Below are 21,890 nucleotides of genomic sequence, written 5' to 3'. Positions count from 1 at the left end.
GGATCGGCGATGCCAAACCGCGTTGTGCGGCCCTTCTTACGGGCGGGAAGGAGACAGGTAAAATTTTTCTTGCCAGTGTAACAGTTGTGCTGTTACAGTAAGAACACCTGCGAATATGCTGCCTTTTTCGATCCAGCTTCAGGATGGGAGTCCGGTCTCTGACCAGATTCTTGGGGCTGTGCGCAAAGCGCTCTTAACCGGGCAGATGAGGGCGGGGGATGCGTTTCCGAGTGTGAGGACGCTGAGCCAGGAGCTGCGCATCAGCCCGACGACCGCGCACAAGGTGGTGCTGCAACTGAAGGATGCGGGCTGGCTGAATTCACGACCGGGAATCGGGATGGTCGTGACGGTGCCGGATCAGCCCAGTTTGAAGGAGCGGCTGGAGCAGATCACGCCGGAATGCCGGGCGCTGCTGAAGGAGGCTGCTGATCTCAATCTCACGCTCGAACAAGTCATCAAACATCTCAAAAGCCTATGATCACGATCAACGATCTGCATAAACGTTTTCGAAAAACTGAAGCTGTGGCCGGTTTGAGCCTGGAGGTGCCGGAAGGGCAGGTGACGGCGTTTCTGGGGCCGAATGGCGCGGGGAAAAGTACGACGATCAAGTGTCTGCTGAATTTGCACAGGCCTGACAGCGGAACGATCACGGTGCTGGGCGGGGATTCGCGGAAGCTGGGGCCGGCGCAGTTTACGCAGATTGGGTATGTGTCTGAGAACATGGAACTGCCGCTGTGGATGACGGTGAAGCAGTTTTTGGATTATTGCCGGCCGCTGTATCCGAACTGGGATGCGGCGTTTGAGAGGCAGCTCATGAAGCAGTTTGATCTGCCGCAAGGTACGAAGCTGAAGGATCTCTCGCGCGGGATGCGAATGAAGGCGGCGCTGCTGAGCAGTCTGGCTTACCGGCCGAAGCTGGTGGTGCTGGATGAGCCGTTCAGCGGGCTGGATCCGCTGGTGCGTGATGAGTTTATCCGTGGGCTGCTGGAGCTGACGGAGCAGGAGGGGTGGACGGTGTTTGTGTCGTCTCATGATATTGAAGAGGTGCAGCGACTGGCGGATCGCGTGGCGATCATCAATCGTGGGAAGCTGGCGCTGAATGAAACGAGCGACAGCTTGCAGGCGCGGTTTCGTGCGGTGGAAGTCGTGCTACCAGATGATGGTAGGGCGCCGGTGGGGCTGCCGAGTGACTGGCTGCATGCGGAGCAGGCGGGGAGGACGCTGAGATTTACGGCGAGCCGCTTTGCCAATGAGGAGGCGTTCTCTGCCGCGCTGCGTGAGGCGATGCCGGGTGCGGCCCATCATGAGGTGCGGCCCATGAGCCTGCGGGAGATCTTTGTGGCGCTGGCTCGTGCTTATCGACTGGAAGGGAAATGAGTTATGAACCTGATCCTTCATCACTTCCGCAAAGAGTTTCGATATCTGCGGCTGCGCTGGTTTGCGTTTCTGGGGCTGCTGGGGCTGGACCTGGCGGTGAATCTGGAATGGCTGATGCCGCTGCGGGCGGGAGTGGAGGTGCCGCGGTGGCTGGTCTATGTGCCGATGCTGCTGATACTGGCCGGGTTCAGCCTGATGGGATCGTCTCCCGAGGACAAGCCGGGGAGTGATGGCAGCTTTATCAGCACGAGGCCGCTGCCGATGCGAGCGTATTGGCAGGCACGCATCGCGCTATGGTTGGGGCTGCTGGTGGTGCCGGTGATGCTGCAAGATGCGATTTATCTGCTGCTCTCGCACCGGCCAGCGGCGGAGGTTTGCACGGGGGCTTTGTGGAAGGGGATGAAGACGATCGGGCTGACGGCATGGGTGCTGCCGATGACGGGGCTGTGGCGGCGCGGGGAATTTTGGCTGGCGTTTGGCTGCCTGGCGGCCGGGTTGTTTCTGGTGGACCGGGTGGCGGAATTTTCCGCGCTCACATGGCTGTACACGTCTGTGGTTTACCGGCCGAACGATATGGGCCTGGCTGTGGCGGAGCTGATATTTGCAGCGGGTGTGTTTTGGATGGCCTGGCGGCACCAAGGCGGCTGCGTGAGAACATTCCGATGGCGCGCGGGTGTGATGGTGGGACTTGCAACGGTGTGCCTGATCCTGGGCCGGTTCTGGCCATGGAACGACGACAACAGGCCGCAGAACCAGGCGCGGGTGAATGAGCTGGCACCGAGTCTGAACGTGAACATCGATCTGGGCAGGCTGCAGTTTACGAGCTTTGCGGAGGATCAGCAGCGCCGGCTGTATTTGCCGATCCGGACGCAAACCGCGGATCCGCGTGTGTCCGTGCTGCTGAGGCCGCAGTCCAGTGTGACGATCCAAGCTGAGCGAGTGAGCCGAGCCGCATGCGATTACTGGCTGCGCAACCGGAGCTTCAATCTGCAGCTGATTTCGAAGACGCTCATGGCTCCGGACAGAGTCCTGCGGGATCTGTTTCCGGCAGGCACACTCTTCACCGCCAGCCGGGAATATTCTGGATGGAGCATGGTGACGGACGAATCCACATGCCTCGGCAAATTTGATCCACCTTTCCCTGATCCCACGAAGATGCTGCGGATGACCACGGATTACAAGGTGGACTGGTTTCAGCGGGAGATCGCGCTGGACCTGCCGCTGGAGACCGGTGCGCGAGGAGAGTCCGATGGTGATGTGGTGAGAATCCTGCACGTGGATGAGAACAAAAATGAGAGCGGTGTGCCGAGCCTGGGGGGTGTGAGCGTGGAACTGCATGTGAGCACGCGTCATCAGCCAGCGGGGCCGATGAGCGACACGACGATGCTGCTCTATTCACCGGAACGGCGTCTGGTGTGGCTGGAGCCGGTATTTCAAAAACATCAGCCGATACGTGGAAATGAAGCGGGCTGGAGCCGGCATGTGGTGCACATGGGCTGGCGCAATGTCCTGAACTATGCGGATGGTGAAGATGCCGGGGTGAATGTGCCGAAGCTCAGGCTGATGCTGCTGCGCAGCCGGTTTCTTGGCACGACGGAGTGGACATGGAAATCTCCGGACATCACGCTGGCGGATCATCCATCACGCAATGAAGCGCCTGAGCTGTGGAAACAGGAGATCTATACTGGGCGGGAGGTGAAGGCCTTCCAAGATCGTCTGGCGACCTTGAAGGCACCGACGGCGGAGAGTTCTGAAGCCGAAGCAAGGCGCTACCTCTATGATCTGCTGGCGACCGTGTTTGAAACGGGAGCAGCCAACAAGCTTGCTGCGCAAAAAAACATGGGAGAGGCCTTCCGCCCGCTGATGCAGCACGATCTTTCGCTGATGCTGGCGCTGCCTGAAACACTCTGGCCGGGCTGGAACAACTACCCGCCGAGGAGTCTGCTGAATGAGTACCTTGGTGACGCTCAGAAAGACATGGTGATTGACCTGGTGCTGAAAAACACGGTGCTGGCGGACACGATCGTGCGCAAGGGGTGGAGCGAGGATGCACGGCGTCTGCAGCCGCGCCTGCTGTCGCTGCCCAGGCTGCCGAGCGGCATCGACGTGCTGATGCTGAAATGGGGGGACAAGGCCTCGCTGGAAAAGCTGATGGATGAACTGAGGCACAAGGACAGCCTGAACGGCTACGCAGGGCTGGACAAATTTGCCGAGATGCGCCCGCGGCTGGAGGCGCTGACGCGAGAAGCCATCACGTGGGAGATTCCTGTGCTGAGAAATGGAAATCACTGGACGGCCTATGAGTACAAATACGCCGCCGAATATGGCAGCAGCGAGGCGCTGGAGATGAGCCTGCGCTGGATGGGGCTGGGGGGAGATGTGCCTTCGCGCAACTCGAGCCTGCCCACAGTGCATCTGCTGAAGGCGGACGGCAGCGAACTGTGGGATGTGAAAATGGACGCTGAGAAACAGTGGCCGCGCTACCGGCACCTGCACGCGTCTGATTTTGAGTACCTGCCTGAACAACGTTCCTGGAGGCTCCGCAAACCATGACCGCCACCCTGCCTTTTCGAGTCGCGCATCAGTTCCGCACGGAGTGGCGGCATCACCGGGCCTGGGTGCTGGGATGGACAGCGTGGGTGGTGCTGCACCGGTACTTTGGCGACACGAGGAATAATGGAGACCTGGGCTCTGTGTTCGTCCATATTGCGCTTTTGATGACGGTGCTGCCGCCCGCGGCAATGGCGTGGCTTTGCATCCGCGGAGACTCGCCCTCGAACACAGACTATGCCACGCTCACGCGTCCCATGGGGCAAGGTGCGCTGTGGCTGGGGAAGGTGGCGTTTCTGTTCTGTGGCGTGATCGTGCCGCTGCTGCTGGCGGAGAGCATGGGCTGGACGGGCTTTCGGCTGGGCGTGGGGAGCTGGCTGGCGCTTGGCGGCGGTTTGATTTTGTGCGCGGGACTGGTAATGGGAATCGCCAGTGCGCTGACGGCGCTCACGAGCAGCACGCGGCAGGTGATCGCCATCGCGGTGCTGGGGGTGCTGGCGGCTGTTCTGTGGATGGCGAGCGGAGAGACCGTCATGGTGGACTTGTGGGGGCCGAGCCAACACGATGTGGCTGCGGAGGCGGTGACACATTGCGGCTGGATGGCTGCGGGCGGGATCGCTTTTCTGGGCGTGATCACTGCCTGGTGGGTAGTCACCGTGCCGCGGCGTCGAGCGGCAGCGGCGGCACTGCTGGTGCTGAGTCTGATGCAGGCGCCGTTTGTTGCGGCGGTGTGGAAGGCGGACTGGGTCACGCCGCCAGCGCTGCGATATGACGGCAAGAAACTGGGCGTGAAAACGGGCAAGGCGGATCCGGCGGACAAGACGCCTGGGCGCAGCCTGTGGCCGACGCTGAGGCTCACCGGACTGGGCAAGGATGAGGTGGCGAGTGTGGTCGAATTTGCGCCAATGGACCAACGCCCAAAGGAGTGGCCGCCGCTGGGCAGTTATTCCGATCTGATGGTGAACTCGAACGGCTATGACACATGGCTGCACATGGATCATCTGCGTGCGCTGCTCAAATACAGTGCGCCCACCACGCTGTGGCGGCACCAGTTGTACGGCAATGGTCTCTACAATGGGAGGCCGAAGATCCATGAGGCGCTCAAGCCCCTGCACCTGAAACCGCAGGCGATGCCGGAACGCTGGAGGCTGCGGCTGGCGGTGCATGAGATGAAGCGCGTGGGGAGCATGCCCTTCAAGGAGCTCTGGGCGCATGGTGCGGAATTTCCGGTGCGCGAGGGGCTGCGGGTGGAGTTCACGCCCTTCAGCTCTCTGGCAGGCGCCTGGGAATCCAAGGGCTGGCTGCACTACCTCCATCCGCTGACGCTGCGACCGCGTGATCACCGGGCGGCCGAGGCGCGTGGACGTGAGCTGGCCGACGGATTTCTTCTCGTGCTGGAAGATCCCATGATGCAGGAAAATGACGCCATGGACCTCAGGCCCTTCCAGCAGAAACACGGCCTGGAGCGTTATTTGAGCCTGGCATTGCAGGACGATCATTCGCAAAGTTTTGAGGTCCGGCTGTGGACGCCGCGGGTACAGCATGAACTGCTGAAGACGACGCACGAGGACTGGGTGAACCGGCTGAATGCTACTTTGTGGTATGCGGAGGAACGCGGCACGGTGGATCTTGAGCTGACGGCGGCGCAGATGGCGGAGGTGCTGGCGGAAGTGAAGGCGCAGCCACAACCCCAGGCGGAGGTGAAGAAACCATGAGGCATACGTGGCACCAGTTTTGCAAAGAGTTCCGCTACCTGCGGGTGCGGTGGTGTGTGCTGCTGGCGGTGGTGGTGCTGGATCTGGCGGTACAGATGGAATGGGTGCTGCCGATGAGGGCGCTTGTGCCCGGGGGGACCGAGGGCATTTCTTTTGCGAGCGACATCCTGATGCGGGTGCTGCTGTGGATGGTGGTGTGGTGGTTCATGCTGAGCGTGCCACCGGAGGAGGGCGCAGGCAGCGGGCAGAGTTATGTGCAGACGCGTCCGCTCTCCCGCATGAGCTACTGGATGGCGCGACTGATGGTGTGGACGGTGCTGGCGCTGCTGCCGCTGATGCTGGAGAGCGCGGCGTATCTGGTGCTGAAAGGTCGGCCTTTTTCAGATGTGGCGCTGGGGATGGCGGAGCGTGCGTGGGCGGCGGGAGCGATGACGCTGTGGCTGCTGCCGCTGCCGCTTTTGCTGCGGGGATGGGAGCGGTATGCGATGATCGTGCTGGTGGTTTTGTCTGCGGAGTCGCCGCTGTCGCGAGCGACGGGGAAGGTCTTTGAGGCACTGCATCTGGAGTACAACCCGCCGCAGATGGCGATGGAGTTTGGGCGCAACGTGCAGGCGGCCTGGCTGGTAGGGCTGCTGGTGCCGGTACTGGTGATGTGGCACCGGCGCAGGCAACTGGGATTGCTGGTGCGAATGGGAGGGCTGCTGCTGCTGACAGTGCTGCAAGCAGGCGTGGCTGCTTCCTCGATTTTTTCAAATGCGTATGAGAAGCCGAGCGATCCGAAGCTGATCGAAAAACTGGCGGCGGGGCGTGCGGTGGTGATCCCGGAGCGTGACCGGAAGTTTCAGCTGGAGATCGACAAGGGCGGCGGCGGGAAATACATTCTTTTCCGTGCGCATGCGCGGCTGGAGGGCATGCCGGATGAGTTTGTGCCGATGTGGCGGGCGAGTTCGAGGACCATGATGCAGAACGGCGAGGCGATGCCTGTGCCAGCGCAAGATGAGCTGCTGCGGAAGCCGTTTTATGCCCTGGCTTATCTCTGCCAGTACTACCCCATGGCATCCGCGCTGCCGGGAGGACGGCCGCCAGGAATGCTGACTCTGGACGTCAGCGTGCAGACGCAGAATTTGCAAGCCCGGCTGCCCCAGCCGGCAAAGCTGGATGTGCCGGCGGATGCGCGGCTGGGTCTCACGGCTGATTGGATGAGGGTGCACAAGCTGGGCGACATGCCGATGCGTGCGGGGGCGAAATTGGAGGCACCTGATTTCAAGGTCGAAGTGCTGGACGTGAGGCCGAACATGGACGGGCGGGGAAACAAGAGCACCGGTTGCGTAACCGTGGTGTACCGGATGTCCGCGCGCAGTTTTGAGTGGCGGAATGATCTGCTGCCGCTGTTTCCGCATGCGTACATCGTTTCGGAGAAGAACCGGCTGATGTGGCAGTTTGTGATGCATTCTGGTATTGAGCAGATCCGGGGTGCGAATCTGGGGTGGTGCCAGATGGTCCAGCAGCTGACGTTTCAGCGGGTGCTGGGACCTGGAACGGGCGTGACGGCGAAGAATCTGGCCGAGCAGAAGCTGATGTGGCTGAAGCCGGAATATGTGGGCAGCTCTGAGCATGCCTTTGAGATGAAGGATGTGACGATGGAGGGGTATGTGCACAAAGAGGATGAGTGGCCGAAGAGCCAACCTTCGACTTACGCGGGGAATCCGCGGGAGGGTTTTCTAAAGCAGGTGCGCGAGATGGTGCGCCCTGGAGAAGGGGCTGGGCGTGAAGAGATCGCGCGATATGTGGCGGGGGTGTATCAGGCATCTCAGGTGTTTGTCCGCAGGACGGAACGGGGGAATGATGGGGAGCTGAAATGGCCGGGGAGCGAACGGGAGGTGCATGCGCTGCTGGTGCCCTTTTTGCTGAAGGCGCCGGAGGTGTTTCGTGCGGGGCTGGCGCATGATAACGCGGAGCTGACGCAGGGGGTGGTGCATGAGGCGGTGCTGCAGGCGGGCATACCGGGCATCTCCCGGTCTGAGACAACAGGAGAACCGAGGTATGAGCGGGTGACGCCGGTGCAGGACAAGCCGGAACAGACGACGAAGCGGGTGATGGAGACGCTGTGGCTGGCCTCTTATGACAGGAGCTTTGAGGCGTACATGGAGGCGATCCGAAAACGCTCCGATGAACCGCTGTGGCCGCTGATGGATGAGAAGCCGCGGAACGCTGAGGAGGTGCTGGCGGATTTTGCGAAGACATTTGACTGTGGTGAACTGCGCTGGCTGATGAAGCAGCCCGATGTGAAGTATCGGAAGGAAGCGGAGCGGCTGACGCGTGAGGCGTTTGCGCAGCTGCCGCTGGCGATGGGAGTGAACCGCTCGCATGAGGGGCCGCTGTTTTCGGCGGTGGCGCTGGGCATGCCGGAGGCGCTGGACTGGCTGCTGCGCGTCGTGGTGCTGAAGGAGGATGAAGATGCGCGAGGGCTGCTGCTGCAGCACAACGCGATATTTGGCCAGCCGGAGAAGCGACAGCCGGATGTGAAGACGCTGAAGCAATTTCTCCAGGATGCGCGCCGGCATACGGCGAAGGATTACCGCTATGACGCGGCGAAGATGATCTGGGAACTGCTGCCTGACCAACCATGAACCCGATGAGTGCTCCAACCTTTGCTTTTCGTGTGTGGCATCAGTTCACGCTGGAGTGGCGTGCGCAGTGGCTGATGGTGCTGCTGTGGCTGGTGGCGCTGGCGACGGGCTGCTGGCAGGTGTTGCAGGATGATCACGCGGACATTTCGATGCCGGAATTTTTGCCGGGACTGCTGGCGCTGATGATTGTGGTGAGATCGGTGAAAGCGGATGGGCCGGGAAATGCGGATGTGGGTGCGCATGCGAGGCCGCTGGGGCGCGGGGCAGTATGGCTGGCGAAGGTGATCTTTTTCAAGATCGCGCTGCTGCTGCCGTGGCTGGTGTGCGCGTGGCCGGAAGATCGTGGCTATGGATATGGGGTGGTGGAGTGGGTGGCGGACGTGGCTGGGCGTGCGCTTCCTGCGGTGCTGTGGGGTGCGTTTGCTGCGCTGATGGCGAGCTGGAGCGGGGAGACGCGGAAAAACCGGATGCTGGGAGGGGGCAGTGCCGTGGTGGTGGCGCTGCTGCTGTGGAAGCTGTACTCGATGGGGAGGGATGATGGGGAACGCTGCGTGCTGGCGGTGGCGGGATGTGTGCTGAGTGTGACGCTGGTGCTGGCGTGGTGGCAGACGACGCTGACGCGGCGCGCGTGGCTGACGCTGGCCTTCGGTGGACTGGCGACAGTGCTGGTGGTGAGTCTGGGGCACTGGAACTGGCGCGCGAAACCTGAGCGGCGGTACGCAGAGACGAAGCTGGTGCTGCATTGTGGGTCCAAACCTGAGGGGGCGGCGCTGGAGCTGTGGCCGGGAATGTATGTGACGGGGCTGCCGGCGGATCATGCGGTGTCTGTGGTGGCCTTTGCGCCGGTGGATGAGGCGTGGCCGCCGCAGACGGCGTTTTCAGATTATACCTGGATGGATGATGCGCCGCAGGGGAAGGTGCATCATCGCAGGCACTGGATGACGATGGCGCACACACGAGTGCTGGTGCCGCACTATTCCACCGGAGCGCTCTGGCATGGAAATGAGGATGCGGAGCGGGTGGAGACGCTGAAGAAGGTGGTGGGCAAAGATGTGGAGAGGCCCTGGCGACTGCGGCTGGCGGTGCAGCGAATGACGCGTGTGATGTCGATGCCGCTGCGTGAGGCGATTCGCGGGGAAAAACGTCTGGTGCTGGACACGGGACGCCGGCTGGATTTTGAAATGAGTGCGCTGAATTATGACAGCGAGATGCATTTCTGGGCGAAGCTGCGCCGCAGGTATCCGCTGCTGGCACCGGTGAGCGAGCAGGAGCGGATGAAAGTGGCGGGAGCGTTTCCGGAGGAGGATTTTCTGGTGCTGCTGCACTCGCCGGGGATTCATGAGGTGCGCACGGCGTGCGAAGGGGACTACAACTATTCCTTCTCAGACGGAATCCTGCACCGCGTCCATAACCGGGATGTGGCTTTTCGGTTTCCAAATCCGCGGGCGCAGATGGACATGGCCGGACTGAAGCTGAAGGAATGGGTGGCGGGGACGACGCTGGATGTGTGGTTGCCGGAGGAGAGAGGCGTGGTGGATCTGGAGGTGAGCGCGGAGGAGATGGGGAGGGTGATGGAGGCGAGGTGAGAAGTTCTTGATTCCAGTTTCTTGGGTTGGGCAACGGAACTGGTGGATGACGGTGTTTGAGAGGGATGCTAATTCTTGGACGTGTGCTGCCGAAGGACTTCGGGAATGGAACAAGTGCCCTGCTGGAGAACACTTAGACAACGGTTTAGATCCTCAACGGTGTGGGCAGCCGTGACCGCCGCGCGCAGCCGGGCGAGACCTTTTGGAACCACCGGATGTGGAATGGCCTGGACAAAAATTCCCCTTCGCTGGCAGAAGCGGGCGAGCCGCCATGCATCCCAGTCGCTGCCACAAACGATGGGAAAGACGGCGCTGGTGCTGTTCAGGTAGGAAAGACCGATCTCACGAAGCCCTTTGGCGAAATGCTCCACGTTGCGATGGAGGATCTCGACACGCGCGGGCTCAGTCTCGATGATCTTGAACGCCTCAAGCGCAGCTGCCGCGGAAGCCGCCGGAAGGGCTCCCGAATAGATGAAGCCACGTGCCTGCAACGAGAGAAATTCACAAAGCTTTGCACTTCCGGCCACATAGCCACCCACGCTGGGGATGGCCTTGCTCAGGGTGCCCATCTTGATGTCTATCGTGTCCATCGGCATGCTGAAATGCTCTTCGATACCACGGCCAGTTTTGCCGATAACTCCGAGAGAGTGAGCTTCATCCACCATGAGCGTGGCTCCGTGTCTTCTACATAACTGGTGAATGTTTGGCAGGTCCGCCACATCTCCGTCCATGCTGTAAACACCATCGACAATGACGAGTTTTCTTCCTTTGGCCTCTAAGGAAGTGAGGCATTGCTCCAGGCTGTCCATGTCATTGTGCTTGAAACGAAGGAGTTTGGCGCGGGACAGGTGACATCCATCGATGATGCTGGCATGGGCGAGACGGTCGATGATGACGGTGTCCTGACGCGACAGGACGCTGGCGATGACGGACACATTCGTCATGAACCCGCTGGAGAATACAATGGCGGACTCCGTGCCTTTGAAGCTGGCGATTTTACTTTCCAGCTGCTTGTGAATCTCAAGCGTGCCGGCGAGCAGACGCACTCCGTGGGCTCCGGTGCCATACAGGCCGATGGCTTCCTGAGCAGCCTGGTTGATTCTGGGATCGCCATTCAGGCCAAGGTAGGAATAGCTTCCGAGGAAGATCATGCGGCCATGATGCGCGACATCTGCCTTGCCGGACTCGGGATAGCCCTGGATTGGATAGGAGTTGTAGAACCAGAGGTCTTCATTTTGCAGCTTCTGTTTTGGCCAGAAAGGTTCGAGTGGGTGATCGCGCATAGGATTGTCGGGACAGATTCCACCGTTGTGGACGGGCGGCGGTGTTCACCCCACTAGGCGCTCACGAGCCTTTTTGCGATAGGTAGGAATACGGACATGCCCACACGAAGACCGGTGCGGCAGGTCTCCGGGTTAAAGAATCAAGGAGGCAGAAAGAGGCCTCAGCTCAATCACGACCCATGCGCCGCCTTGCCTCAGCCACTGCAGCTGTGCGAGTTTCAACAGACAGTTTTCCCAAGATCCTGCGAGCATGGTGCTCCGCTGTTCTGATACTCATTCCAAGAATGACGGCGATTTCTCGGTCACGTTTTCCTTCCGCCATCCAAGTGAGAACTTCGCATTCGCGCCGGGTCAAGCCGAGGCGGCGCAGTGAGGTGAAATCCGTCTGAGACACTGCGCGTTGCCGGAAGTTTGCAGCGAGAAGAATCTGGTCATTCTGGTGGGCGAGGGCGACCTGGCGTCCGAACAAGGACAACAGTTTCAACTCGTGGTCGGAGAATTCACGCCTGCCTCCGCGGCTGAAGGTGAAACCGCCCAGATGAGTATCATTTTTCAAGGGCATGGACACCTGATGACAAACTTCCGCCGGTTTAAATATCACATCATACATGTCGAGCTTTCGGAGCTGCCGCTGCGTAAGGAAATCGGAGATCCGAAGAGGCCCCGTGAAGCCCGCTGCGAAATGAGGCAAAACAGGGTGCTCCCTGGGCACCAGCTCACCCATCAAGCGGAAGCGCTCTTCCATGTCCTTGGGATCGTAGGGGACATTGAGCGCCCCCTGATGTTCTTTTGTTTTCTGGTCCCACAGTTCGAAGGTGTGGCAGGTCTCAGGCATGAGCTGAGTGCAGGCCCGAAGCAGCCGCTGGGCGAAAGGTTCGGCTGAAAAATCGTGCAAAATCTCCAAGGATTCCAGCAGTGCGACAATGTCCTGTTTAATTGCTCGGCTCATGGTGATTCAGCAAGATCATGATTAAGCTTTCGCCGTCAAACGGAAGCAAAGCTGTCTTAAGCGCACCATGATGTGAGGAACGGCCATTTGGCGTCGTTTGAGTGGGCCTATGATGAAACGACGCGCTTTTATTCTTGCCTGTGGTTCGACTGCTTTTGCCTCTGCGGCTGGTGGCGGTGGGAGGCTGAAGATTGGGCAGATTGGGACGGAGCATGCGCATGCGGCGGGGAAGATGGAGGCGATGCGGTCTTTGACGGAGCTTTGGGAGGTGGTGGGGGTCGTGGCGGAGAAGGGGTATGAAGGTGTGCCACTACTGACGGAAGAGAAACTGCTGGGGACGCCGGATCTGAAGGCGGTGGCGGTGGAGACGCGGATGACGGATTCTTGTGCGACTGCGCTGCGGTGCATTCAGGCTGGGAAGCATGTGCATCTGGACAAGCCGGGGGCGCTGAAGCATGCGGAGTTTAAGGCGATGCGACTGGAGGCGGAGAAGCGGGGGCTGACGGTGCAGATGGGGTATATGCTGCGATACAATCCGGCGTTTGAGCTGCTGTTTCAGGCGGTGCGCGGGGGGTGGCTGGGGGAGATCACGGAGATCGATGCGGCGATGGGGAAGCTGGGGGATGCGAAGCAGCGTGGGATTTTGGGAGCGCTGCCGGGCGGAGGGCTTTTTGAGCTGGGCTGTCACATGATCGATGCGGTGACGACGATCCTGGGCAAGCCGCAGGGGGTGACGGCTTTTTCAACGCCGACGCGGGATGATGGCGTGAAGGACAACCAGATGGCGGTGCTGCAGTATGCGAAGGCAACGGCAGTGGTGCGCGTGAATCATGTGGATCCGTTTGGCGGGCCGCGACGGAGATTTAATGTGACGGGGACGGAGGGGACGTTTGAGATCGTGCCGATGGAAAGCGGGAAGGTGAATCTGTCGCTGACGACGGCGAAGGGGAGCTACAAGAAGGGGACGCAGTCGTTTCAACTGGAGGTGCCGAAGGACCGGTATGCGGGGGAGTTTACGGATCTGGCGAAGGTGGTGCGCGGGGAGAAGAAGCTGGCGTGGGATGCGGCGCATGACATCAGCGTGCATGAGACGGTGATGCGTGCGTCGGGGGTGTGGGAGGGGTGAGGGGAGTTGACGATGGTTTACGGTTGTTGGCGGTTGTTCCGGCTTTTGAGAGGGGTGTGAGGTGCGTGGGACGGGAGGAAGATGGAGAGAGCTGGGGGTGGTGCGAAAGCGGCGCTGAAGCGCCGCACTCCGGGGACGCTGGCGCGGGTTCTCGGTGGGGCTGGGGTGTGCGAGTGCTGGTGGGGCCTGCGAGAGTGTGCTGGCTGCCGCTTTCGGAAATTCGGTGGTCTTTGTGCGCAGTGCTGCACGGCGAAAGCGGTAGCTCCGTTCGTGCCTCACTACGCGACCGCACTCCAAATGGGGTGCTGGTCCGGCGTTGCAGCAGGGGGGCAGGAATACCCCATTACTAGGAGTGAGTCGGCGGGTGTTTGCGGGAGTTCTGGTGCGGGCAGGAGTGCCCGCATCACTTTTACTGAGTCGCGAACTTGGTGAGGAGGCCGCGCTGGCGGGTGATGTTGAGGACCCAGACGAAGAGCCAGCCGGCGAGGGTGAGGTAGATGAGGTTGAGGCCGGCGGCGAGCCAGAGGTGGTTCCAGTTGAGGACGCCGGTTTTCATGACTTCGCGCATGCCTTCAAAGATGGGGGTGGCGGGGAAGCACCAGGAGATGGGCTGGGCCCAGGCGGGCATGTCTTTGACGGGATAGAAGACGCAGACGGCGGGCTGAATGAAGAAGGGGACGGCCCAGGCGAGGGATTCGGCGGCCTGGCCCCAGCGCAGAATGAGCGCGGTGGAGATCATGCCGAGCGCCCAGCCGAAGACCATGAGATTGAGGAAGAAGGGGATGAGCCACCACTGAAGCTGAAAGATGTTGAAGGAGTAGCCGACGTAGGAGACGAGGCTCATGACGCAGCAGGTGACGAGGATGCGCAGGAAGCCGACGACGAAGGTGGCACCGAGATATTCCGCGGTGCGGACGGGGGCGACGAAGACATTGAGGAGATTGCGGGTCCAGACGTCTTCGAGGAATGAGATGGCGACTCCCTGCTGGGCGCGGAAGAGGATGTCCCAAAGGATCATGGCGCCGAGGAAGAAGAGGATGAACTCGCCGAATTTGGCGTCGCTGTTTTTCTGGATGAAGACGGTGACGTTTCCCCAGACGACGAGATCGACGAGAGGCCAGAAGATGAGCTCCACAAGGCGCATGGGGGTGCGGGAGTAGAGGAAGAGGTAGCGCATGACGAGGGCGCTGATGATGCGGAGATTCATGGGGCGGGGTCTTTCTTGGGTTCGTCGAGGATTTCGCCGTCGCGGGCGATTTTGATGAAGACGTCTTCGAGGTTGTCGCTGCTGGACTGGGCGACGATGTCGGAAGGGGTGCCTTCGCAGACGATCTTGCCTTTGTGGAGGAAGATGACGCGGTCGCAGACTTCCTCAATGTCGCGCATGTTGTGAGAGGTGTAGAGAATGGCGATGCTGCGCTCGCGCTGGACCTTGCGGATGACTTTGCGGACTTTGTCGGCGATGTCGGGGTCGAGGCTGGCGGTTGGCTCGTCGAGCATCAGAAGCTCGGGGTCGTTGAGGAAGGCTTTGACGAGATTGACGCGGGTGGATTCGCCGGCGGAGAGCTGGCCGGTGACGCGTTTGCTGAGGTGGGAGATTTCGAGAAGCTCCATCAGCTCGGCGATTTTTTTCTTCGGATTTGGGACGCCGTAAATGCCGGCGAAGACGCTGAGGTTTTGCCAGACGAGGAGATTGCCGGGGAGGGCGGTGTAGGCGGAGGAGAAATTGGAGCGCTGAAGGATGCTGATGCGATTGGCGTGGAGTGGGACGCCGAAGGCATTCAGCTCGCCGGAGGTCGGCAGAGTGAGGCCGAGGAGGCAGTTCATGGCCGTGGTCTTGCCGGCGCCATTGGCACCGAGGAGGCCGAGGACCTCGCCGCGATGAAGCTGGAAGCTGAAGCGGTCGAGCGCCTTGACGCCATCGAACTCACGGGTGAGCTCGCGGGCTTCGAGGATGACTTCGCGGGGGGCGGGGGAGGTGGACATGCGCGGTGGGTTAGTTCGCAGGGGGTGAGGTGATTGTCATGCTGGAAAAGGTGAAAACCTTGGGAGTGGAATCAGCCATCGAGACGATGGCGCCAATAATCTGGTTTTCTCTTCTCGTGCATCACAGCAAAAATCCGGATGAGGCCTATGTGTTCCTCGTGTGTGTAGTACAAGCGGTATGGGAACACCTTGAGCCGGAAGACATGAATGCCATCTTCGAGCTTTTGATACCGCGAGGGATCGAGCATGATTTGCTCAATCGACTGCCGCACCGCTTTAACAAACCTGTCTCCAGCAAAGATGCTGCGGTCTTCATACCAGTGGGCAGCTTCTTGAAATTCGCTGCGAGCGTCTGGATGAAAATCAAACGTCATGCTGAACGGCGCTCGGCGAGAGACTGCTGAATCTCACGAAAAACCTGCTCGCCAGGAATGGTGCTCAAACGCCCGCTGCGGACGTCATCGATGCGATGACGCACTTCCTGGATTTGCTCCGCTTCCAGATCGGGGGTGATCTGGATGGTGGGGATCAAGCTCTCCACCAACTGAAGTCTGCTGTCTTCTGACAAAGACAGCGCCTCCGCGAGCACCGTGTCCAAAGTGGCAATCATGTGGTGAGCTTAGTTCTAGCTGACGAAAAAACAAGGTTTACAGATACTCCTCGATGGGAAGCTTGCCGTTGGAGGCGCAGATGAACATGGTGCCAGGCTTGGTGGTGCTGGGCTTGAGCATGACTTTGCCGCCTCCCATTTCGACCATGAGCTGGCCGGCGGCGATGTCCCAGAGGCTGATCTGCTCTTCGACGTAGGCATCGAGACGGCCGGTGGCGATGTAGGCCATGGCGAGGGCGGCGCTGCCGAGCATGCGGGTTTTGCGGACTTCGTAGGCGATGCGCTTGTAGCGCTCGAAGCCGAGGTCGAGGGCTTCCTTGCTCTTGGAGAAGCCGACGGTGACGACGGCTTCGGCCATTTCGGCGCGATTGCTGACGGCGATGGGCTTGCCATTGAGCTGGGCTTTTTCGCCGCGGATGACGGTCCAGGTCTCGTTCTGCATGGGGTCGAAGATGACGCCGATGAGGAGTTCTTTGGATTCGCGTTTGCGGGCGGCGATGGAGACGCAGAAGTGGGGGATGCCGAAGAAGTAGTTCACGGTGCCGTCGATGGGATCGACGATCCATTCGACGTCGCCATTGCCGCCGGTTTCGCCGCCTTCCTCGCCGAGGATGGCGTGGTCGGGGAAGCGGGCGAGGATCATGTCGGTGATGAGCTTCTGGCTGCGGACATCAAGCTCGAGCTTGATGTCGTGCCGCTGCATTTCGTTGACGGTGAGTTCGGAGCCGAAGTTTTCGGTGATGAGTTTGCCGGCGGCGTGGGCGGCTTCGGTGGCGGTGGCGAGGAGTTCTTTCACTGGATGCTGGATACTGGATGCCCATTCTTCGCTGAAGCTACGAAGGGCAAGCTAGATTCTGGATGAAATGAACTGGATCAATTCATCTGCGATGGAGGTTTTCGACTGCCTGGGGAGGGGAATCGTGTGACCGCCGGGGAGGCAGAGGGTGACTTCGTTTTCTGTGCTGTCAAACCCGATGCCGGATTGGGATACGTCGTTGGCGACGATGAGGTCGCAGCCTTTGCGCTGGAGCTTGTCCTGGGCGTGGGGGATGAGGTTCTCGGTTTCTGCGGCGAAGCCGACGAGGAAGCCGGTGAAGCCGAAGGTGGAGCGGACGGAGCCGAGGATGTCTTCGGTGCGCTCGAGTTCGAGCGTGAGGGTGGTGGCGGACTTTTTGATTTTTTGGGTGGCGGCCTGGGCGGGGCGGTAGTCGGCGACGGCGGCGCTGAAGATGGCGGCGGTGCAGCCGGGGAGATGAGTGCGGACGGCGTCGTACATTTCGCGGGCGGTCTCGATGCGGATGAGCTGGACGCCGGAGGGTGCGGGGATGACGACGGGGCCGGAGATGAGGAGGACTTCGTGGCCGGCGGCGTGGGCGGCTGCGGCGAGGGCGTAGCCCATGCGACCGGAGGAGCGGTTCGAGAGGAAGCGCACGGGGTCGATGGGCTCGCGGGTGGGGCCGGCGGTGATGAGGAGGCGCATGGGGAGTGTTTGAAACAGAGATGAGACCAGACCGGCTAAAGCCGGTACTACAATACGGCGTTGGGTTCGTTGGGAGGAGGTGCGCGGGACTGGAGAGTTCTTGTGCTGGGCCTGCGGTGATGAGAAGGCGCTTTGGGTCTCCAGACTTGAGGGGAGGAGGAAGATTGGGTGGGTGTTTAGCCGCCGGGGACGGTGAGGGGTTTGCCGTTATCTTTGGGGCCGAGTTTGATGAAGTAGGGGACGGCGCGGCGGGCCCAGGCTTCGGCATTGGGGAAGTCGCCGGCGGTGGAGCCGAAGGTGCTGCGGAGCATGTCGGTGTCGATGATGCCGGGGTTCATGGGGATGACGGCGACTTTGCCGCCGGTGTCCTGGGCGGTGGCCATGGAAAGGCCTTCGATGGCGTACTTGGTGGCGCAGTAAGGGGCGACGTCTGAGGCGGTGCAGCGGCCCCAGCCGGAGGAGAAGTTGACGATGACGCCGCTGCCGCGCTTGAGCATGGCGGGTAGGAGGTGGCGCATCATGGCGGCGGGGCCTTTGATGTTGATGTCGATGATGCGGCTGAAGTCCTCGGCGCTGGTTTCCCAAAGGGGGGCGTTGGGGTTGATGATGGCGGCGTTGTTGAGGACGAGGTCGGGTGCGCCGGAGTGCTTGAGGAGGGCGGCGCAGAAGGCGGCGATGTCGGACTCGCTGGAGACGTCGCAGGTTTGGAAGAGGTGGGGAGATGGGAACGTGCGGGAGAGTTCGGCGATCTGGGCGGTGTTGCGGCCGCAGCCGATGACGGTCCAGCCGGCTTTGATGAAGAGGGGGACCATGGCGCGGCCAAGTCCGCGGGTGCAGCCGGTGATGACGACGGTTTTGGGGTTCATGCGAAGATAGTGATGAGGATGCAGGATCAAGGCCATCGTGACCATTCAAAGCTTTGCGGGGCTATAGGATAGGTCGCGCTCACGAAGTAAATGGCAGCTTTGCATCAAGGAAAGCAGCGCCTCCAGCCGGTCGGGGGTGGGCTGGGGTGCCCAGGAACGATCAACCAACGCCCGGAAGCCCTCTTCTTCGACACTGATGCGTAGCCGCGGCTTGCCCTCCTCGTTGCGCTGTGTCGCGATGGCAAAGTGCTGGCTTAGCACACACTGCTTTAGCAACTGCTCGGCCAGCTCAGCAGGGGAGCGCTGCCCGAATCTTCGCACCAAGTTCCGCCACTTGGCAAAGGGCACTCTGTGAGCGGTGCTATATCGCGCAAGTTCCTGGCTCAGAAAGCTGTCCGGGGTGATCCATGACAGCATCCGTTCCAGTTTGAACAACAGCCCTAGGCAGTCGTTCACCGTCTGTTCTCCTGCTCGGGTAGCGTGGCCCAAGACGTAGGTTTCCGCGATGATGGACAGGTGCTCGTCCTCGCCCTGCTGCAACCACTGGCTGTAGTCCTCAAAGGAGCGGCATTGGGCAGGCAGGCAGGCCGTTACAGCTTCTTCCACGCAGCCATCCATCTCGATCTCCTCAGCCGCGCGCCGCCAGAGATCATTTGGTTCACAGATCTGTTCATCAATCAGCATCCGTTCAATCCACGCGAGCAGGGACTCGACTGCCTGGCGCTGGGCCTGGCGCATCTGGAGTAGCCGCCAGCGTTGCGACTGCGCCCTGGGGCCCGCCTCCAGGCGCAAAGGGGAGCCGTTTGAAAGCCGGCCAAACGCCAGCAGTTCCCGCAACGTCGCGGCATCGAGCGGCTGCCTTGCCTGTGTCAAGGCATCGATCACCAGCCGCACGAAGGCGCTGCGTCTTGCCAGCGGATTCACCTGCTCCAAATCTGCGGCGGCCGGCACCGAGTTTTCTTCATACAACACCGAGCGGAACAAGCAGGCCTCGGCCTTGGAGGTTTCTTTGACGTTCCAGACTTCGTAGGCAGCCTCTGCTTCCTTGGGGGTCGCTTTGATCGCGTCGGCATCACACAGCAAATCAAAGGAGGTGCATCTGCTAAGTTCGGCATGCAACGCCATGGCCAGATCCTCGCCTGTGTCGGTGGGCTTGAAGAGATCGGGTCCTTCCCGCGCCAGCAGACCTAGGCCTGTGGTCAGCGAGGGGCGGTACTGCACGGCGGCGAGGTAGCTCGTGTTCCCGGGGCTGCGGTTCCAAGACTTGAAGTCCAGCATCACCCTTCCCCCCGGGCCCGCCTTGGGCACCTTGGCATCGGAGCCTGGCATGTGCAGGGTGGCGTCGTGAAGCTTGTGTCCCCACAGGAAGAGGCTTTCCGTTTTTTCGCGAAACCGCAGCATGTCAGCCGTCGTGGGCCGCCTGTTGCGCGCCTTCCATGCCTCGCGCGAATACCAAGATGCCCAACACATAAGGCTGTAGGGCCGCACATGGCGGGTGGCATTGCTGATGCCCGGAATGCAGGCGTCCATCAGATTGAAGTTATCCTGCGCCATGCCCAGATGGTCCAGGCCACGGGCGATGGAGGCCGAAGGGCTGACGAAAAAAGGCGCGTCGCCGTAGATGCTGAGATCAGTCGGCATGGGGCTCTGGCAGTCTGGGGTCAAAGATAAACCGCTGGCATCGTTCATTGCCACACTGGCTGAGACGATGATAGTTGAGCTCACTCAGGCCAGCATGGCTCAGTCTTTGGTGGCAATGCGGGCAGGCCTCGCGCTCATCTTTCCGCAAGGTGAACCGCACCATCTCCGGCGTGTCGAGCGCTCTTGCCAGCAGCTCTCCAGTTTGTGTTTGAAACAGGGCCAGCCGTTTGTCCGGCTGCGAACCTCTACCGCCAAGCCAGGCGCACGCATTCTGAATCTGCTCGCCCAAGGAAGGCGTGCAGAGGATCTCCAGTATTGCCTCCTGCATGCCGGCCGCTTGCTTTGGAAACAGCTGCCGGAGAGCCGGTTCGATGCCCTCGGCCAAGGCAGCTTCGATGAAATCGAGACGGGGTTCACCCTCCATGTACGTCTGGATCTCCTCGTGCAGGGCTTGCAGGACCACGCCAGCATTCCTGCGTCGTCCCGCCGCCAGAAAGGCTGCCGTCGAAAAAATGTGGCGGTCCAGCTGTGTGGGGGCCGCGCTGGCGGGTTTCGGCGCGTTGCGGCAGGCGGCATTCAGCCAGCGTCGCAGGAAAGCCTCAATCGTCCCCGGGTCGCGCGCATGATCCAGCATCATCGCCAGCCTGACCTCCCGCCACATCATCAGTGCGATAGTCCTTTGCTTCGGGCTGCCGCCGCGAAGCGAATCGCGGATCATGGCTTCAAAACGATCCAAGGCCTCCGTCACGCGGCTGTCGCCTTTTTCCGTGTCCTCGATGCCGCCGTCACTTTCGTCCTCCGTTTCCGTGGCATGGTTGGCCGTTTCTTGGGAGAGCCTCAGGCGCAGGCGTTTTCTCAGCTCATCAATTAGGTGTGAGAGCTGTGTGGTGGATGCTGAGTTACTGCGGGTTTCGTTCAAGGACTGGTCCCGGCTGACCGTTGCGAGCCGTTCCAGATCAATCAGGCTGGTGTTGACTGGGCCGGATGCCTTGGGAGTCTTGGGGTTATCAGCTGTCGCGGGTGCTTCCTCCAGGCCGTGCAGGTGGCGCATGGCGCTTTCCATGATGAAATTCAGCAGCACAATGTCATCCTCAAAGGTGGCCTGGCCGTTGAGGTGGCGAAGCAGGGTGCCTACTGACATCAGCCCGGTCCGGGCCATGTTGAGGTACATCTCCACGCTCACCCACCCGCAGGCCGTCCTGTCTTCGAGATGCATGGTGAGCTGAAGGGTGGCCGACGCGCCGAACTGGCCCAAGTCGGCGAGGCGTTTCGAAAAGGCCCCCTTCTCGTCCACCTCCAGGATAAAATCCTTCACGCTGCCCCCGGAATCCTCCAGAGCGACTTGCCAGCTTCCTGCAAGCACGCCTCGGCCCAACATCTGGCCGCTGAGCACATCTTTGGACAGCCTGGCGTGAACAAAGGCGCGGCCACGCAGGCCTGCCCCACGAAAATCCTGTCTCTTGTGAGTTTCAGGAGCCGTCACTTTTTTCCACCTCAACGCGGGCGGGGACCGGTGGCCGGGCCGGCGCATCAGCGCCACTTCAATGTTGTCTGTGGTCTCCAGGCTTTTGGTCGTCGCGTTGACGCTTCCGGTGATCATCAGGCGTGTGTCATCCCGTAAATCAAGCTCAAGCCATTTAGCATGCAGACGGCGCGAAGGGTCGCTCAGCATGAAATCCTCATCTTCGTCGCCGGTGCTGATTTCCGCCGCCATGATTTTGACCGCGGCACGCTTGCCCGAGTTGAATGGGAAGGTGGTTTCCTCATGTTTTTCAGGCAGCAGGCCAATCGTCAGGCTGGCGGCCCCAACCTCATGGGCCATCCGCCTCAGTACCCCGCCATCTGTGTCGTGGAAGGGCGAAAGGGAGCGAATCGCGGAGGCACCCCCTGCTGCCAGCGCCGCATCCTTGATTTGAGTGGCTAAACTGTTCGTGATGCTGTGCCACAGACGCGGCGACTCGGCGCGGTCGGCTCCTCTGCCGGCATCACGAGCATGCTCGCGCATGATGACCAGCCATGTGGGGTCTGGATTGATGAAATCTCGGCGTTGCTCCAAGGCCTCCAGGGCGTCTGCCAGATCCATGAAGACAC

Annotated in this window: 18 protein-coding genes; 7 read left to right on the top strand and 11 right to left on the bottom strand. The window is 60.9% G+C overall.

Features of this window, described 5'->3' with window-relative positions:
- Window positions 1–115: 115 nt before the first annotated feature.
- The 6 genes from ACILSO_RS15565 to ACILSO_RS15540 are packed head-to-tail and all read left to right on the top strand — an operon-like array spanning window position 116 to window position 9,858.
- Window positions 116–478 carry a GntR family transcriptional regulator gene (locus tag ACILSO_RS15565; protein ID WP_395738351.1) on the top strand — a complete coding sequence of 121 codons (363 nt, stop codon included), beginning with the start codon at window positions 116–118 and terminating at the stop codon, window positions 476–478.
- Window positions 475–1,377 carry an ABC transporter ATP-binding protein gene (locus ACILSO_RS15560; protein WP_395738350.1) on the top strand — a complete coding sequence of 301 codons (903 nt, stop codon included), beginning with the start codon at window positions 475–477 and terminating at the stop codon, window positions 1,375–1,377. Before ACILSO_RS15565 ends, ACILSO_RS15560 begins: the two co-directional genes overlap by 4 nt.
- Window positions 1,378–1,380: 3 nt before the next feature.
- The gene (locus tag ACILSO_RS15555; protein WP_395738349.1) at window positions 1,381–3,930 is read left to right on the top strand and encodes a hypothetical protein; all 2,550 of its coding nucleotides are present in this window, start codon (window positions 1,381–1,383) and stop codon (window positions 3,928–3,930) included.
- Entirely contained in the window at window positions 3,927–5,642 is a 1,716-nt protein-coding gene (locus ACILSO_RS15550) for a hypothetical protein (protein WP_395738348.1), read from the top strand. Before ACILSO_RS15555 ends, ACILSO_RS15550 begins: the two co-directional genes overlap by 4 nt.
- A complete protein-coding gene (locus ACILSO_RS15545; protein WP_395738347.1) occupies window positions 5,639–8,272 on the top strand; it encodes a hypothetical protein in 2,634 nt (877 codons plus the stop codon). The genes ACILSO_RS15550 and ACILSO_RS15545 overlap by 4 nt, the downstream gene beginning before the upstream one ends.
- 5 nt (window positions 8,273–8,277) lie before the next feature.
- On the top strand, window positions 8,278–9,858 hold the full coding sequence (locus ACILSO_RS15540; protein WP_395738346.1) for a hypothetical protein: 1,581 nt from the start codon (window positions 8,278–8,280) through the stop codon (window positions 9,856–9,858).
- A 68-nt stretch (window positions 9,859–9,926) separates the two neighbouring features.
- Here ACILSO_RS15540 and ACILSO_RS15535 read toward each other — a convergent pair whose 3' ends face one another.
- Together ACILSO_RS15535 and ACILSO_RS15530 are read right to left on the bottom strand one after the other, a co-directional pair.
- Window positions 9,927–11,141, bottom strand: coding sequence for an aminotransferase class I/II-fold pyridoxal phosphate-dependent enzyme (locus tag ACILSO_RS15535; protein WP_395738345.1), 1,215 nt, complete (start codon window positions 11,139–11,141; stop codon window positions 9,927–9,929).
- Window positions 11,142–11,307: 166 nt separating this feature from the next.
- A complete protein-coding gene (locus tag ACILSO_RS15530) occupies window positions 11,308–12,090 on the bottom strand; it encodes a LuxR C-terminal-related transcriptional regulator (RefSeq protein ID WP_395738344.1) in 783 nt (260 codons plus the stop codon).
- A 109-nt stretch (window positions 12,091–12,199) separates the two neighbouring features.
- On the opposite strand from ACILSO_RS15530, the gene ACILSO_RS15525 reads away from it, so the two are divergent.
- Window positions 12,200–13,216 (top strand): Gfo/Idh/MocA family protein, encoded by a 1,017-nt coding sequence (locus ACILSO_RS15525; protein ID WP_395738343.1) that lies wholly within the window; start codon window positions 12,200–12,202, stop codon window positions 13,214–13,216.
- A gap of 409 nt (window positions 13,217–13,625) precedes the next feature.
- On the opposite strand, the gene ACILSO_RS15520 is transcribed toward ACILSO_RS15525, so the two are convergent.
- The 9 genes from ACILSO_RS15520 to ACILSO_RS15480 form a co-directional block, all read right to left on the bottom strand.
- Window positions 13,626–14,423 carry an ABC transporter permease gene (locus ACILSO_RS15520; protein WP_395738342.1) on the bottom strand — a complete coding sequence of 266 codons (798 nt, stop codon included), beginning with the start codon at window positions 14,421–14,423 and terminating at the stop codon, window positions 13,626–13,628.
- Window positions 14,420–15,202, bottom strand: coding sequence for an ABC transporter ATP-binding protein (locus tag ACILSO_RS15515; RefSeq protein ID WP_395738341.1), 783 nt, complete (start codon window positions 15,200–15,202; stop codon window positions 14,420–14,422). Before ACILSO_RS15515 ends, ACILSO_RS15520 begins: the two co-directional genes overlap by 4 nt.
- A 71-nt stretch (window positions 15,203–15,273) precedes the next feature.
- Complete coding sequence (locus ACILSO_RS15510; RefSeq protein ID WP_395738340.1) at window positions 15,274–15,576, bottom strand: type II toxin-antitoxin system RelE/ParE family toxin; 303 nt, start codon at window positions 15,574–15,576, stop codon at window positions 15,274–15,276.
- The gene (locus tag ACILSO_RS15505) at window positions 15,573–15,812 is read right to left on the bottom strand and encodes an addiction module protein (RefSeq protein ID WP_395738339.1); all 240 of its coding nucleotides are present in this window, start codon (window positions 15,810–15,812) and stop codon (window positions 15,573–15,575) included. Before ACILSO_RS15505 ends, ACILSO_RS15510 begins: the two co-directional genes overlap by 4 nt.
- Before the next feature lie 37 nt (window positions 15,813–15,849).
- Complete coding sequence (locus ACILSO_RS15500; RefSeq protein WP_395738338.1) at window positions 15,850–16,608, bottom strand: inositol monophosphatase family protein; 759 nt, start codon at window positions 16,606–16,608, stop codon at window positions 15,850–15,852.
- A 51-nt stretch (window positions 16,609–16,659) separates the two neighbouring features.
- Entirely contained in the window at window positions 16,660–17,292 is a 633-nt protein-coding gene (locus ACILSO_RS15495) for a phosphopantothenoylcysteine decarboxylase (protein WP_395738337.1), read from the bottom strand.
- Window positions 17,293–17,468: 176 nt separating this feature from the next.
- Window positions 17,469–18,158 carry an SDR family oxidoreductase gene (locus ACILSO_RS15490; protein WP_395738336.1) on the bottom strand — a complete coding sequence of 230 codons (690 nt, stop codon included), beginning with the start codon at window positions 18,156–18,158 and terminating at the stop codon, window positions 17,469–17,471.
- A 45-nt stretch (window positions 18,159–18,203) separates the two neighbouring features.
- On the bottom strand, window positions 18,204–19,799 hold the full coding sequence (locus tag ACILSO_RS15485) for a hypothetical protein (protein ID WP_395738335.1): 1,596 nt from the start codon (window positions 19,797–19,799) through the stop codon (window positions 18,204–18,206).
- On the bottom strand, window positions 19,789–21,882 hold the full coding sequence (locus ACILSO_RS15480) for a hypothetical protein (protein WP_395738334.1): 2,094 nt from the start codon (window positions 21,880–21,882) through the stop codon (window positions 19,789–19,791). The genes ACILSO_RS15485 and ACILSO_RS15480 overlap by 11 nt, the downstream gene beginning before the upstream one ends.
- Window positions 21,883–21,890: the final 8 nt, after the last annotated feature.

This window comes from Prosthecobacter sp., assembly GCF_044226605.1.
Classification (GTDB): Bacteria; Verrucomicrobiota; Verrucomicrobiia; order Verrucomicrobiales; family Verrucomicrobiaceae; genus Prosthecobacter.
This window is presented reverse-complemented; position numbering and strand designations above follow the sequence as displayed.